The sequence below is a fragment of the Wolbachia endosymbiont of Tribolium confusum genome (assembly GCF_020405475.1).
GTDB lineage: Bacteria > Pseudomonadota > Alphaproteobacteria > Rickettsiales > Anaplasmataceae > Wolbachia.
In genome coordinates, this window is record NZ_JAIZNT010000009.1 from 66,975 (window position 1) to 80,664 (window position 13,690).

At 32.4% G+C, this 13,690-nt stretch carries 13 protein-coding genes, 1 tRNA gene and 1 pseudogene; 8 read left to right on the top strand and 7 right to left on the bottom strand.

The features are described from left to right. Positions 1–100: 100 nt before the first annotated feature. Positions 101–1,522: a 2-polyprenylphenol 6-hydroxylase gene (gene ubiB, locus LEM02_RS06130; RefSeq protein ID WP_226080645.1), complete on the bottom strand. Its 1,422-nt coding sequence runs from the start codon at positions 1,520–1,522 to the stop codon at positions 101–103. After that, the gene (locus tag LEM02_RS06135; RefSeq protein ID WP_226080647.1) at positions 1,519–2,250 is read right to left on the bottom strand and encodes a metal ABC transporter ATP-binding protein; all 732 of its coding nucleotides are present in this window, start codon (positions 2,248–2,250) and stop codon (positions 1,519–1,521) included. Before LEM02_RS06135 ends, ubiB begins: the two co-directional genes overlap by 4 nt. On the opposite strand from LEM02_RS06135, the gene LEM02_RS06140 reads away from it, so the two are divergent. Further along, positions 2,242–3,117: a zinc ABC transporter substrate-binding protein gene (locus tag LEM02_RS06140; RefSeq protein ID WP_226080649.1), complete on the top strand. Its 876-nt coding sequence runs from the start codon at positions 2,242–2,244 to the stop codon at positions 3,115–3,117. The genes LEM02_RS06135 and LEM02_RS06140 overlap by 9 nt on opposite strands. Before the next feature lie 305 nt (positions 3,118–3,422). Here LEM02_RS06140 and LEM02_RS06145 read toward each other — a convergent pair. Further along, positions 3,423–4,008: pseudogene (locus tag LEM02_RS06145) on the bottom strand (IS6 family transposase). Positions 4,009–4,116: 108 nt separating this feature from the next. Here LEM02_RS06145 and LEM02_RS06150 point away from each other — a divergent pair. Further along, positions 4,117–4,500, top strand: coding sequence for a transposase (locus tag LEM02_RS06150; protein ID WP_226080276.1), 384 nt, complete (start codon positions 4,117–4,119; stop codon positions 4,498–4,500). Positions 4,501–4,675: 175 nt separating this feature from the next. On the opposite strand, the gene odhB is transcribed toward LEM02_RS06150, so the two are convergent. Continuing rightward, positions 4,676–5,848, bottom strand: a complete 1,173-nt coding sequence (gene odhB / locus LEM02_RS06155) for a 2-oxoglutarate dehydrogenase complex dihydrolipoyllysine-residue succinyltransferase (protein WP_226080652.1) — start codon at positions 5,846–5,848, stop codon at positions 4,676–4,678. 151 nt (positions 5,849–5,999) lie between these two features. On the opposite strand from odhB, the gene LEM02_RS06160 reads away from it, so the two are divergent. The 3 genes from LEM02_RS06160 to LEM02_RS06170 all read left to right on the top strand — a co-directional run bounded on the left by LEM02_RS06160 (position 6,000) and on the right by LEM02_RS06170 (position 9,405). Next, positions 6,000–7,400 (top strand): hypothetical protein, encoded by a 1,401-nt coding sequence (locus LEM02_RS06160; RefSeq protein ID WP_226080655.1) that lies wholly within the window; start codon positions 6,000–6,002, stop codon positions 7,398–7,400. Between the two features lie 693 nt (positions 7,401–8,093). Further along, positions 8,094–8,789, top strand: a complete 696-nt coding sequence (uppS, locus tag LEM02_RS06165; protein WP_226080657.1) for a polyprenyl diphosphate synthase — start codon at positions 8,094–8,096, stop codon at positions 8,787–8,789. Further along, entirely contained in the window at positions 8,779–9,405 is a 627-nt protein-coding gene (locus LEM02_RS06170; protein ID WP_226080658.1) for a phosphatidate cytidylyltransferase, read from the top strand. The genes uppS and LEM02_RS06170 overlap by 11 nt, the downstream gene beginning before the upstream one ends. Before the next feature lie 11 nt (positions 9,406–9,416). Here the strand turns inward: LEM02_RS06170 and LEM02_RS06175 are convergent, their stop codons facing one another. Next, positions 9,417–9,587, bottom strand: coding sequence for a zinc-finger domain-containing protein (locus tag LEM02_RS06175; protein WP_226080660.1), 171 nt, complete (start codon positions 9,585–9,587; stop codon positions 9,417–9,419). 71 nt (positions 9,588–9,658) lie between these two features. Further along, positions 9,659–10,165, bottom strand: a complete 507-nt coding sequence (coaD, locus tag LEM02_RS06180) for a pantetheine-phosphate adenylyltransferase (RefSeq protein WP_226080661.1) — start codon at positions 10,163–10,165, stop codon at positions 9,659–9,661. A 74-nt stretch (positions 10,166–10,239) separates the two neighbouring features. Between coaD and LEM02_RS06185 the strand changes: the two genes are divergently transcribed. Next, positions 10,240–10,312 (top strand) — tRNA-Phe (locus LEM02_RS06185). Between the two features lie 60 nt (positions 10,313–10,372). Further along, positions 10,373–11,293, top strand: coding sequence for a gamma-glutamyl-gamma-aminobutyrate hydrolase family protein (locus LEM02_RS06190; protein ID WP_226080662.1), 921 nt, complete (start codon positions 10,373–10,375; stop codon positions 11,291–11,293). A gap of 80 nt (positions 11,294–11,373) precedes the next feature. On the opposite strand, the gene ubiH is transcribed toward LEM02_RS06190, so the two are convergent. After that, positions 11,374–12,522: a 2-octaprenyl-6-methoxyphenyl hydroxylase gene (ubiH, locus tag LEM02_RS06195; protein WP_226080664.1), complete on the bottom strand. Its 1,149-nt coding sequence runs from the start codon at positions 12,520–12,522 to the stop codon at positions 11,374–11,376. Between the two features lie 122 nt (positions 12,523–12,644). Between ubiH and LEM02_RS06200 the strand changes: the two genes are divergently transcribed. Next, positions 12,645–13,619, top strand: a complete 975-nt coding sequence (locus tag LEM02_RS06200; RefSeq protein WP_226080666.1) for an ankyrin repeat domain-containing protein — start codon at positions 12,645–12,647, stop codon at positions 13,617–13,619. The last annotated feature ends 71 nt before the right edge of the window (positions 13,620–13,690 follow it).

Consider the following 13,690-nt stretch of genomic DNA (forward strand, 5'->3'; position numbering starts at 1 on the left):
TATACATCCTGAAAATACCTTGACAATTCGAGTGAATGTGAACCTGAGTGGTTTCAAGACTTAAATAGTTGTTGTAAACTTGCTTTTATTATCTTTTAGTTCAAGAAATTAGAATTTTAACAATTAGAATTATAATTACAGACCACAATAAAAAATAGATTTTTCCATTTGATCTATTTTTAACTTGTAATTTTTTGTCAGCTATTAGGTTTAATTTTTCTATAAGGCTAAATATCCCTTGGATTGTTTTGATGGGATAAGAGCTTTTAATTTTTTCCCTATACCCTATTTTACTTTCATGTTGACTGTTTATCCATGTTTCAACTACTTTCCACATATTGATTTCTGGATAGACTTTTCTACATGTTCCTTCTAATAAGATCATAGTTTTCTGTAGCAATAATAATTGTGTTTGAACTTTCATATCAAAATCACCAGTTATTTTTAGTAGCTGAGTAAGTAATCGAGCAAATGAAATCTTCTGTATAGGCTGTCCAACAATGGGCTCACCTATTGCTCTGCAAGCTGTAACAAAATTTCTATGCTGTGATGGAACATAACCGGCTCTAAAGTGCATTTTTGCAACGTGATCATAATCCCTATTTAAAAAGCCTTTGAGTATCTCTATAACGTAATAGCATGTCTCACGATCTATTCTACCCATGATTCCACAATCCAGGGCAATAATATTGTTATTACTATCGATCATTAAATTTCCAGGATGCATATCAGCATGAAAAAAACAATCCCTATATATCTGATTACAAAAAGATTCTATAAGATTGATAGCTATTTGCTTTCGGTTATTCAGCTTTTCAACTTCGTATATTGGTATAGCTTCCATCCACTCTAATGTTAAAACCTTTTTTGAAGTTCTACTCCAATCTATTTCAGGTACGTAGAAACCTCTGTCATGTTTAGTATTTTCCTTCAGTTCCGAAGAGTGGGCAGCCTCAAAACGTAGATCTAACTCTAATCGGCAAATTTCAGCAAAAGTTTTGACTAATTCAACTGGCTTCAGCCTTTTTGATTGTTCGCTAAATTTTTCTGCAATTTCTGCAAGCCAAGAAAGCATTTTTATATCCCTTGAGAATGTTTTCTCAATATTTGGCCTCAAAACCTTTACAGCAACTTCCTTACCCTCAATTGTAACTGCTCTATGCACCTGAGAAATTGATGCTGCTGCAATTGGCTTTTCAGAAAAACTTGAAAAAATGTCGCTTAATTTACAATTAAACTCACTTTCTATAGTTTTAACTGCGATTTTATACGAAAATGATGGCAATCTATCACATATCAATAGCAAGTTATTTGTTATGTCCTCATTTAAAATATCAGTGCGTGATGAAATGGATTGCCCAAATTTAATGAACACCGGACCTAATCTTTCAAGAGCACGCTTTAGTTTATGACCTTGTATTTTATTTATTGATTTTTTTGATGGTGGAAGTAAATAAGGTAACACATTGTAGCGTGTTAGCACTGTAGTTATTTGCAGAAGACGTAGAATATTTTGAATCATTTCGCTGCGTAACTGCCAAATATTTCATTTATCTCCATAATTTCATCAGGTTTACCTTGATAATAGATAGTATTATTTATGCAAATTATGTAATCTGAGAATGGTAGAGCAGAGTTAAGGTCATGAGAAGTCATGAGAATCGATACTGATCGTTCTTTTGCGATTTTATTTATAATATCATAAAATTTAGCTCGTGCGTTAATATCCATTGCACTGACTGGCTCATCTAAAATGATCAAATCAGATTCTGAAATTAAACAGCGTGCAAGCAGCAGTAATTGTGTTTGTCCTGCAGAGATTTCTAATACTTGATTTTTTAGAATGTTACCGATACCAACCAATTCTATTGCTTCTGTAACAATGGGTTGATTTTTCTTCAATTTCTTCGAGGAGCTATTGAAAAGGAAAGACTCAACTGTTATTGGCATCAAATTACCAATACTAAAATTTTGTGGCATATAGCTAATTTTTATATTGTCAGCGAATACAATACTGCCAATAAAACCTTTATTTATACCAGCAACTGCTTTCACTAAAGAGGTTTTACCTCCACCATTTGGACCAAGTATTGTAACTATATCTCCTCTTTCTACTGATATGTTGATATTATCAAGAACTTTTTTATTACCGTATGAAAGAGTAAGGTTTTCTATTTTTAGAATGCAGTTATTGACACTACTTGATTTTTTGGCAAAAATTGACTTCTTCTCAACATTTATATGAGACATTTACTGTTTTTTTTTCTATTACTTTCATTTACATTATACTACAATAGTGCCTTTTCATCCAATTTAAAAATTGTAGCTACAATCAAACCTATACACTCACTTGTAGCTTCTGTTACAGATGGAATTTCAAAGCCAGAACTACTAATGTACGAAGTAGTGTCTGAGCATAACTACATGCTCAGGCCTTCAGACGCAAGTAAATTAGAATCTAGCAATATTATATTTTATATCGATGATTCTTTGGAAACATTCATTAAAACTTTCGCTAAAGAAAATAAGAAGTTAATACCGCTATCAAGTGCAATCGATCTACTTCCTGCTCGACCACATTCATTTTCTAGTCACATTCAAGATGAAAAAGATTTGCATATTTGGCTGAGTCCTGAAAATGCAAAAAGTATGATACTTTCTATCAGTGCAACATTATCTAATATGGATAAAGAAAATGCCTATCGATACAATACTAACGCAGAGGAGGCTATAAGAAAGATAGACCAAGAAGTAGAAAAAATTACGAAAGAGTTGGATGAGTTAAAAAATCAAAAATACATAGTTACTCACGATGCTTATCAATATTTTGAAAAATATTTTGATTTAAGTTACCCAAGCGCCATTCTTTCTATAGAAGAGGATTCTTACATAGGTATGAAGAGTTTAATGAAATTAAAAAAGGTAATGAAAGAGGAAAACGTTAAATGTATTGTTTCTCATTCACGAGAGGATAGCATAAAGCCTAATGTCTTTTCTAGTGACGTAAAAATGGTGATTCTTGATCCTATTGGATCAGATGTAGAGCCTGGAAAGGATGCATATCTAGATATAATCAGCAGCATTGCACAAAATTTCAAGTCTTGTTTCACTGAGTAATGAGTTCTTTTATCTATTCAGATAGCATTGCAAACTTAGTGCTTTCTATTCCAATTACAATTATACTGACATTATCTACCAGAAGTATATCATCCCAGTCTGGAATCCAGAAAAATTTACGAATGTAAAAGTAATGTTAAAATACAATGCTTTTAGTAAGGAAAGAATTGTATTCTAAACCTCACGCCTTGGCATATCAAAATACCTACTGTGACTAAAATTGCATTTCATCTACTATAAGCGATAATTTTTTGGGTTCTGTCGAATCTATAAACCATAGGAAAGAAGATCATTAAATATAGGAGTTATGAAGCCATTAACATAGCAAAATTCTCAAAAGTAGAAACATTGTCATTAGCTCCGATAATTTGTTTTTTCTGAATCATACGAACATTTTCTATACCTGTAATAGTAATCTTTGCGGAATGAAAATTTTTAAAACTAAGCATAGGCTTTGTTCGTTTCTTGATAAACCTATCAACAATATTATTTAGATATTTTATTTGAAGAACTGTAATCTTCAGAAATTTCCGCATTCAAATCATCAAGAGCAGCAGTATTACTGCCGCTTTTATCAATCACAATTTTCTCAGGAAGATAGTTACTCCTGAAGGCTTTACGAAAGAATGCAAGTGCTGCAGACTTGTCTCTACTAACACACAAGAGGAAGTCTACAGTATTACCAATAGTGCTCTATATAAATAAACCCATTTACCGTTTAATTTAATGTAAGTCTCTTCAACTACTACCAACCTGCTTCTTTCTTTTCCTTACTGCCTCATCTATCAGTGGTACAAATCCACCTTTGTAACGTAGCATTTCGCTCCCCTTATACTTATCATTTCTTCCAAATCTCGATAGCTCAAAGAGAATCATGTATACAGATAACATCGCTGAAAAGCTAAATCCTTTGAAATATGGCAACAATTTTTAATTGATACGAAACATCTTTGCTTTTTTTTAGACAATTATATCTTTCTTCTTTCTACTTCCCTACAAATGCGACAGAACCAGATTAAGCCTCTTTGTGCAGATGGAGCTTATGATACAACAAGTTTATATAAATTATGCAATAAATATAATTTGAAACCAATTATAAAGCCAAGAAAGAATGCAAAAATCTGTGACAATATAGACCACTTCTCGGAAAGAAATAACAACATTAATATAAGAAAAAGATGCAATTTAACTCAATGGAAAAGGCAGACAGGGTATGGAATACGGTCACGTATTGAGAGTTTTTTCTTTAGACTCAAAAAAACATTTGGATTTAGTTTTAAGAATAAATCTGAGATAAACCGCTCTCAAGAGATGCTCTTAAAATGCTACTTGATTAACAAATTTTCTGATATCGGTATGCCTATTTTCGAACTTATCTCATAAATCTCTTCCATCACTCTTTCACATTAGTAGCCATGCAACAAAGCCGGCATAGATTACAATGTCCGTACAGTAAACACTGACCATTTTTCGTATAAGTTACCTTTGCAAATGTTTGTACAACTGTAACACCCACCTTGAAAACTTCAGAAAAACTTACTTGTCGCTTTTAACCTGCTTAAATTTCTAAAACTAATCTATTTGGATCTTCTATGTAATTTTTTATTTTAACAAGGAAAGTAACTGCTCCTTTACCGTCAACTATTCTGTGGTCGTAAGAGAGAGCAATGTACATCATTGGTCTGATTTCAATTGAGCTACCTACAGCAACTGGTCTATTTTGTATTGAGTGCATGCCAAGTATTCCAGATTGCGGAGGGTTTATTATCGGAGTAGAAAGAAGTGAACCGTATACGCCACCGTTTGAGATAGTAAATGTTGCACCTTCCATTTCCGATACTTGCAGCTTACCTTCTCGTGCTTTTTTACCAAGGGCAACTAAAGTTAGTTCAATTTCAGCGAATGACATTTGATCAGCATTGCAAATAATCGGTACAACAAGACCTTTATCAGTGCCAACAGCAACACCTATATCATAGTAATTTTTATATATGATTTCATCACCTGAAATTTCAGCGTTAATCTCACGAATTTCTTTCAGCGCTTGCACTGCTGCCTTTATAAAAAACGACATGAAACCCAGTTTTATTCCATATTTTTTTTCAAAAGTTTCTTTATACTTTGCCCTGAGATCCATGACATTTTTCATGTCAATTTCATTGAACGTGGTCAGTATTGCAGCAGTATTTTGCGATGCTTTCAAACGAGCAGCTATTACTTGCCTTATTTTGCTCATCTTCACTCGCTCTTCTCTTTTTTCTCCACTTGCTACGCTTTTCGGCAGTTCATATTGTTTCATTGCAGGCTGTTCAGCTTTACTCATATGGTCTATCACATCCGCTTTAGTTATTCTGCTTCCCATGCCAGTTCCTTTTACATTTTCTGCACTAATTGCATTTTCTTCCATGATTTTACGAGCTGAAGGAGCGTCTTTTTTAGCAGCGCTTTCGCCCTTATTTTCTTCTTTCACTTCTTCTTTTATTTCTCCTACAGCAAGTTTTGCCAGTAACTGATCAGGGCTAATTACATCATCTTCTTTCACAAGAAATTCAGTTATTTGTCCTGAAGCTTCTGCGGTTAGTTCTAGCGCCGTTTTATCAGTTTCAATTTCAAAGATCAAGTCATCTACTTTTACGGCTTCACCAATATTTTTCTTTATTTTTACTATACCTTCCGTAACTGATTCACCACCAAGAGTTTTTGGTGCTCTTACTTCTATAATTTTGCTCATAAAATAACTTCTACATAAAACTTCCTATAAATTTATACATGAAAAGAAACATAAATAAACTAATAAATTCATTAGGCCTTTTATCATAATGCTTGATTATTTCCTCCTAGGGTATGTAAAATTAAAATACTAAGTAAATTGAAATAAGATTATGGATTTTGATAAAGCAGGTAACTCAAAAGATTTAAATAACGAAAAGCTTCAACTGATATGTAAGGCTTATAACAGAAGATTACTATCAAATCAAAGAGTTGTTGATGGCATCAATTCAATGGATGACAGTAAACTTAAAATCTTATGCAAGTATCATAATAAGTTTAGTCACAAAGGTATTGAAGAATTACTATCAGATGAGAGCATTGTTAATCACATCAACGATTACGATGATGAAATGTTTAGGTCTATGCTAAATGATGCAACTTCGGAGCACAATATTCTAGAAATACTAAAAGGTGGGGAGATTTGCAATACCAATAATGAATTTGAAAGTAGTGATAGTGAGGAGGATAAAGATTTAAGCGATTTTTTTGATTGCGAGGAAAGTGATAGTGAGGAGGATAAAGATTTAAGCGATTTTTTTGATTGCAAGGAAAGTGATAGTGAGGAGGGTGAAGTTAAAGAAGATATTCTAAAATTACAACAAGAAGACCCAGAAATTGCTAAAAACCTTAGTTTTATTGATAACCAAACACTTAAAGTCATTTGTAAGAAGTTTAGTCCTAGCGATATTAAGGCACTACTAGAAAATCAGGCAGTTGTTGTTAATATAACTGATTATAATAATAAAGAATTGAAACACGTGTTTAATATTTGTGGCTCTCTTGCTATTCAAAATATTATAAAAGTACTAAGTATTAATCCTAAAAAATTAAGGCTCATATGTAATAAGTGTAATTTTAGTGATACTAGGACACTACTAGAAAATCAGAATCTTGTTGAGGGTATTGATTCTCTTACTCTTTGGAAATTAGAACTCATATGTAATAATAAGAAGTTTAGTTCTAGCGATATTAAGACACTACTAGAAAATCAGGAAATTGTTAAGAGAATCGGCTCTAGTACTTCTAGGGAATCAGAACTCATATTTGGGAAGTTTAGTCTTCAAGATATTATAAAAGTACTAGAAAATATTGCTCCTGAGAAATCAGAACTCATATTTGAGAGGTTTAGTCCTAGCAATACTCAGACACTACTAGAAAATCAGAAAATTGTTTATAACATTTCTGGTTATAAAACTGAAGAATTGCACCTCTTATTTTATAGTTATGAGCTCAGTCCTCAAAGTATTATAAAAGCACTAGAAAATATTACTCCTGAAAAATTAAGGCTCATATGTAATAAGTCTAGTCCTAGCAATACTCAGACACTACTAGAAAATCAGGAAGTTGTTAATGGAATCGGTTTTACTCCTCTTGAAGAATTAGAATCCATGTGTAGTCATTCTAGTCTTAGCGATATTATAAAACTACTAAAAGATAAAAATGGGCCTAGTAGTGTCTTAAGTGAGGCACGGAAAGAAGAAGCCAGTTCATGTACTCATGATATGGCTTAAAAAGCGCTTATATCCAAGGTTTTGCTTTATAAATTTAAGAGAGTGTTAAATAAACCATACGAATCAAGTTAAGAAAAATACGCTCAATATAGCAACATTTAAAGTGGATATTAAGGTAATTTTTAAGTAGTCCATAAATTACTAACTTAATGTCTAAAATGTTTTTTTATTTCCTTTCTTCCTTATACCACTTTCCCTTAACTTGATGCGTTTGATTAGCCGAGCTGCCTTTTTACAAATCTACTATTAAAATATGCAGCTAAAGAGAGATCATAGATATTGAATGCCCTTAAAAGCTGGACATAAATATAAATTCACTTATATCATTCCTTACATTTAAAAGATATATTGAATACAAAAAACCTGTGTCAAAATTATATATCTCTAGAACAGGTTATTAAAAATATCAATCCAAATAAAAGAGCTAGGTGTCCACTAAATAATAATTTCACTATACCGTAAAACCATCTATACCAGACTGTTTTTGGTATATTCTTCCTCCATTTTTTCTTGGTAAGATCACTAAGCAGCTGATATTGGTGTTGAGAAAATTTTTATAATATAGACTATCAATGATTTTTCAGTAATAATATAGTTTTAAGTGAATATAGTGAACGTTTCATATAGAGATATAGACGTTAAGTTAATTGATACTGTTAGAACAGGTAAAACTTAATAACAGGTTGAATTAAAATGTTAAATCTAGAATCTCTACCAAAACACCTGGCAATCATTATGGATGGTAATGGCAGGTGGGCAAAGAATCAAGGAATGGTAAAAATTGATGGTTATAGAAAAGGCAGTGAAATTGCATTTGATATCGCCAAGCATTGCACAACCCTGGCCATACCTTACTTAACTTTGTACGCATTTTCTATGGAAAATTGGCTCAGACCTGAAAACGAAACAGACTGCCTATTTGATTTATTTTACTCCGCTTTAACTAATGAAGATAAAATCAATTTTATTTACAATTGTAACATTAAGTTGAATTTTATTGGCAATTTAAGCCTATTGCCCAGTAAAATATTCGATCAAATTAAAAAAGCAGAGGAAGTAACACATAAGAACGATGGCCTATTACTCACTATTGCAGTTAGTTATGGAGCAAAGCAGGAAATTATACATGCTATTAACAACATCATAAAAGGAAATATTGATTGCGTATTGGAAGACGAATTTGAAAAATTTCTGTATACTAAGGATTTACCAAAATTAGATTTATTAATTCGCACTGGTGGCGAAAAAAGATTAAGCAATTTTTTACTATGGCAAGTAGCTTATGCTGAATTGTATTTTTGTGATACTTTGTGGCCTGATTTTTCTTGTCAAGATTTGAGTAGAGCATTAGCAGATTATACAAAGAGAGAGAAAAAATATGGTAGATAATAATTTTATGGTTAGAATATTGTCCTCAATAGTAATATTACTCATATTTTCTTTTGCTACATATTTCAATAATTTATCATTTTATCTACTAATCTCCTCAATTGCGGTTTTATCTTCTTTTGAATGGTATAACCTAACTCAGGGTAATAGAATCTTATATATTTTCGCATTACTACTCATTGCACTACCAAATGCCTCGCTAATATACCTCTATAACTTACCGCAGGGAAAATGTGTACTAATATGGCTCGTCTTAACTATCTGGGGTATTGACATTGCTGCCTATTTTTTCGGCAAAAATTTTGGTAGAACTAGAATTTGTCCGATCATTAGCCCTGGAAAAACTTGGTTAGGACTTTTTGGTGCAGTTTTAGCTGGAGTAGTGTGTACAATTTTTGGCTCAATATTTTTGAGTTTATTTCCAATTTTTCATTCTCCAATAATTGGCTTTACAATTGCTATTCTCGCTCAACTTGGAGATTTCACTGAGTCACTTATCAAAAGAGTTTACAACGTTAAAGATAGTGGAGGTATAATACCTGGTCATGGAGGAGTGCTTGATCGTATGGACAGTTTCATCTTTACTGCCCCCTTTATTGCTATTTACATAAGCTAAAGAATGAAATGCTATAAAGATTGAAATTCTTCGGAGTTTACTATTTCACTCATGGGCTTACTGCAATAAGGACAATACATTTCTCCTTCTTTATCTAAATATACTACTGGATGACCAGAACCATCATCATTCTCATCACCACGGCAGCAAACTATTAGATTATTATCCCTCACTTCTGACATACTGCTCCTTTATTTTATAGTATTTTGTACATCGAGCATAACCGCTTTGAAGTGGAGAAAACAACAAATATTTATTCTCCATTTTTTACCCTATTTAGATTAATCAATTCGGTTTGGACATTTTGCGATACAAAGCTGCTAACATCTTCTCCTAATCTCGCTATTTCTTTCACAAAACTTGATGAGATAAATTGAGTATCTTCAGATGCAGGAAGAAATATGGTTTCGATTTCATGGGAGAGCTTATAATTTACCCAACTCATTTGAAATTCATAATCAAAATCTGATACTGCCCTCAGTCCTCTGATAATAATAGAGGCATTTTGCTCTTTGGCAAACTTCACGAGCAACCCATTAAAAGATATAACATCTGCATTAATTTCTGCTCCTTTAACTTCATTTTCAGCCATGCTTGTGCGTAGCTTTATGTTAAAGGCAGTATGTTTGTTAACATTTTCTGCAACACCGACTATCAACTTATCGACTAGCTTACATGCTCTTTTTATTATGTCAAGGTGCCCAAAAGTTATAGGATCAAACGTACCAGGATAAATTCCTATTTTGTTATTAATGTTCATTTTTTGTTTCTATACTTCAAAAACTTTTGATGGACATAATAACGTTTTTTGTCTAAAAATAAAAGTACGTAGTTGGCCTGATAGCTCAGTTGGTAGAGCAAAGGACTGAAAATCCTTGTGTCGCTGGTTCGATTCCTGCTCAGGCCACATTCTTTTTCTTAATGTTCTATAATATATTATAATATTAGTATAATTATTTAGGAAATAATGTATAAATGTTACAATAGAACATTTAATATACTATTAATTACATTTCTACTATTAAGTAATATCGCTTATAGTGAAAAAGTAAACAAAGAATTATCTGCTTTGACAACGGAAAATGCGGTAAATTATAATATAATTGTTGGTTTATTGCAAACAGATGAATCTCAAAATATCTATGAGATATTCAATAATTTTGGGGTTAAAGCTATATTCATTGACTACGACAAAATAATTAATCTAAAAGAAATCCAAGAAGAGTTCGCAAAACAAGATGAAATATTGGCAAAAAAGCTAATACTAGACCGAATAAAAGTTGAAGTTACAAAATTTATCAAAGAGCAGAAAATAAATAGAATATTCATTCCAGATAATCTACACTCACAACCATTTCCTCCCACTCCTTACCAACAGCTTGTTACTGAGGCAATTGTGAAAACAGTAGATGATAATCCTGCAATTCATTTACTTGGTGATTTACAAGATATTATGCGTGCAAAAGGAATTGAAGTTGTTAGTGATGAAAAGAATCATTTAAAATCAGCACAAAAAGAGAATGTACCGCTTCAGCAGATAAAGATTGTTCCAGGCAGCCACTTAGCAGAAGTGGTTGCTAAATTTTTGCTACCTGACGAAAATGGCTGGTTTTCAACATGCTTTCCAGATGCTCATTCAGAAGCAATAAGCAATACACCAGAAAACAGAAAAAAATTGGAGTTGCTTGGATATAAAATTGCAGCGTTTTCTAACGACGGAACAATAGAAGCTATCGAAGATAAGTATGGTAATATTTACTTTCAAAGTCATCCAGAAGCACTTGTTGTAAGATCAGATAAAAATCTCTATTCATCAAATCACAAGGAACGTCAAATTTCAACACTAGTTGCCATAGCCATTATAAATGACTTTCTTCATCGCGCTTAATGCTAAAATAAGGAAAATCATTTAATGTCATTTTTGGTAGAACACACATAACCGCATGAACATTGTGATACAATAGTGGTTTACATAAACCCCATAGCGTGACGAATGAAACGTTTTTTAAGAAAATTTGAATTTTCAACTACCATTAAACCAAATGCTCTAGCGCAAAATATTCTGTTGGAAAATATTCTATTTAGTCCATCAGTTGCAAGTGCCATGGTAAAATTATCAAAGTATCTGTCACGTGAAATTTTCTTCAACAGGTAATTACTGCCAACGTCAATGCCGGACGCTTTTGCAGTAGTTACTTGTCTTATAACACTTTCTATATCTCTCATTCCAAGATTAAGTCCTTGACCTGCAACTGGATGGATTGAATGTGCTGCATCACCAATCAGCAAAATTCTGCTTTTATGCAGCTTTCTCGCAAAAGTAAAACTCAAAGGGTAAGATCTTCTTTCACCCTCTAATTCAATTTCTCCCAAATAAGAACCAAATCTTTTTTTGAGTTCTATAATAAACTCCTCTTCAGATAAGCTCATGAGCATTTTTGAAATTTCAGACTTTTCTGTCCAAACTATTGAAGAAGTATAGCCGCCTTTCATTGGCAAAATTGCAAATGGACCACCAGGAAAAAACCGCTCTACAGCTAAGTTTTGGTGATGTAATTCATGTTTTACATTAAATACCATGCTATTTTGTTTATAACCAAATTTTATCATTGGTATAGAAAACAACTCTGGCAACTTAGAGTTTTTACCTTCAGCACAGATAAATAGCGATGATATCAATTTTTGATCATTATCAAGAGTAACTTCCACGTATCCTTCGTCACAAGAGATTGTTTTATAGGAACGTGGAGAATATATATTGAGTGTATGCAAAAAATTATTATTGATTGCATTCCATATAATAGCGCTCTTGATTACATAACCCATTGGCTCTTCACCAACCATTTTATGGTCATAATGCACAGTAAATGGGCTATCTCCATCTAATATGCATATATCAAGTATTAGTTCAGCTTCATCTTCTAAGAACTTCCAAATCCCTAATTTTTTCAGTATTTTTTTCGACCCTTGAGAAATGGCAAATGCTCGATTATCATTAACTGTGCGTGGTAGACTATTTTTTTCAATGACTGCTACAGATACAGAGTCATTACTAAGTCCAATAGCAGTAATAAGACCTATCAGCCCACCACCTGAAATGATTACGTCGTAATTCATTTTATTCACTAAAATTATATTTTATTTGCTTTGAAAATAGTTTAAATAAGTTTTAGATAAAAAATAGACTTTTTGTTAAAGGTATTATAAAATTATTCATTAAATTAGTGAGGTTAATCAAAATGAATACAGAAAAAAACACAAATCTAAGCGAACATGAAGGTAATGATGACTCGCAAGAAAACGAAAGATATAGTAGATTTAAAAAATCATTACCTAAATTAGCAGCTGCGTCCTTAGCAATTGCTCTAGCAGCTTATTTCTCATATAGTTCATCTCCTTGGCGTTATGTGCCAATAGTGGTATTTGCTTCTGCTGCAATTCTTTTGACTGCAAGTGCTATTATGGAGCATTCTGTGAAAAAAGAAGAGTCTTTGCACACAGTGGAAATTGTAATAGATAGGAATTTAATCAATGAATCAAATGAGCGTATGCACCGTATGATGGAAGAAATAACAAGAAGCCTTGAGCGTGAGAGAAATCATGATTTCCGCAATATATTTAGAGAACAAGTACTAGTAAGAAAGATTAGAGAACCAAGTTTTGTATCCCGTATAGACGGGCAAATACAAGTGGTACATGAGACTGAATTGCATAGACTTGCTTCTAGAAAGCCAATGAGTGATCTTGATATAACGCGAATGAAGGAAATTTTAAGCAGTAATATGCGGACAGACATGTATAAAGTTGATCACAATTGGAAGACACCTTTGCATAATGCTATACAATCAGAGAATTTACCTGCTATAAAATTATTATTAGAGCATGGTGCAGATTGTCTTACTCACAAATCATATACAATTCTCCTTAAATCATTCATATTAAGAAATTCACTAAATAAGAGAGATCAAACTCTTTATGAATTATTCTATAATATAGGAAGAGAAAAAATCAGGGAACAAGAGTATAGCTATAATATAGATACATTACTTAGTATACTACAAATAAGATCTAGACTGTGTAATAATCCAAGCTCTTTTCAAAAGGTACCAAATTGTGAAGGACCTTGCAGTACTTTAAAAGAATTAAGTATAGAGAAGGTTTTAGATTCATTAAACGTAGATAAGATCTTAGATTCACACTGTCTTGGTGCATGAAATTTTCTTAAGCGGTAGATTATTTTTTACAGCTATCGCTGAGGTAGCTGTCACTATCTGAAATGTAACAA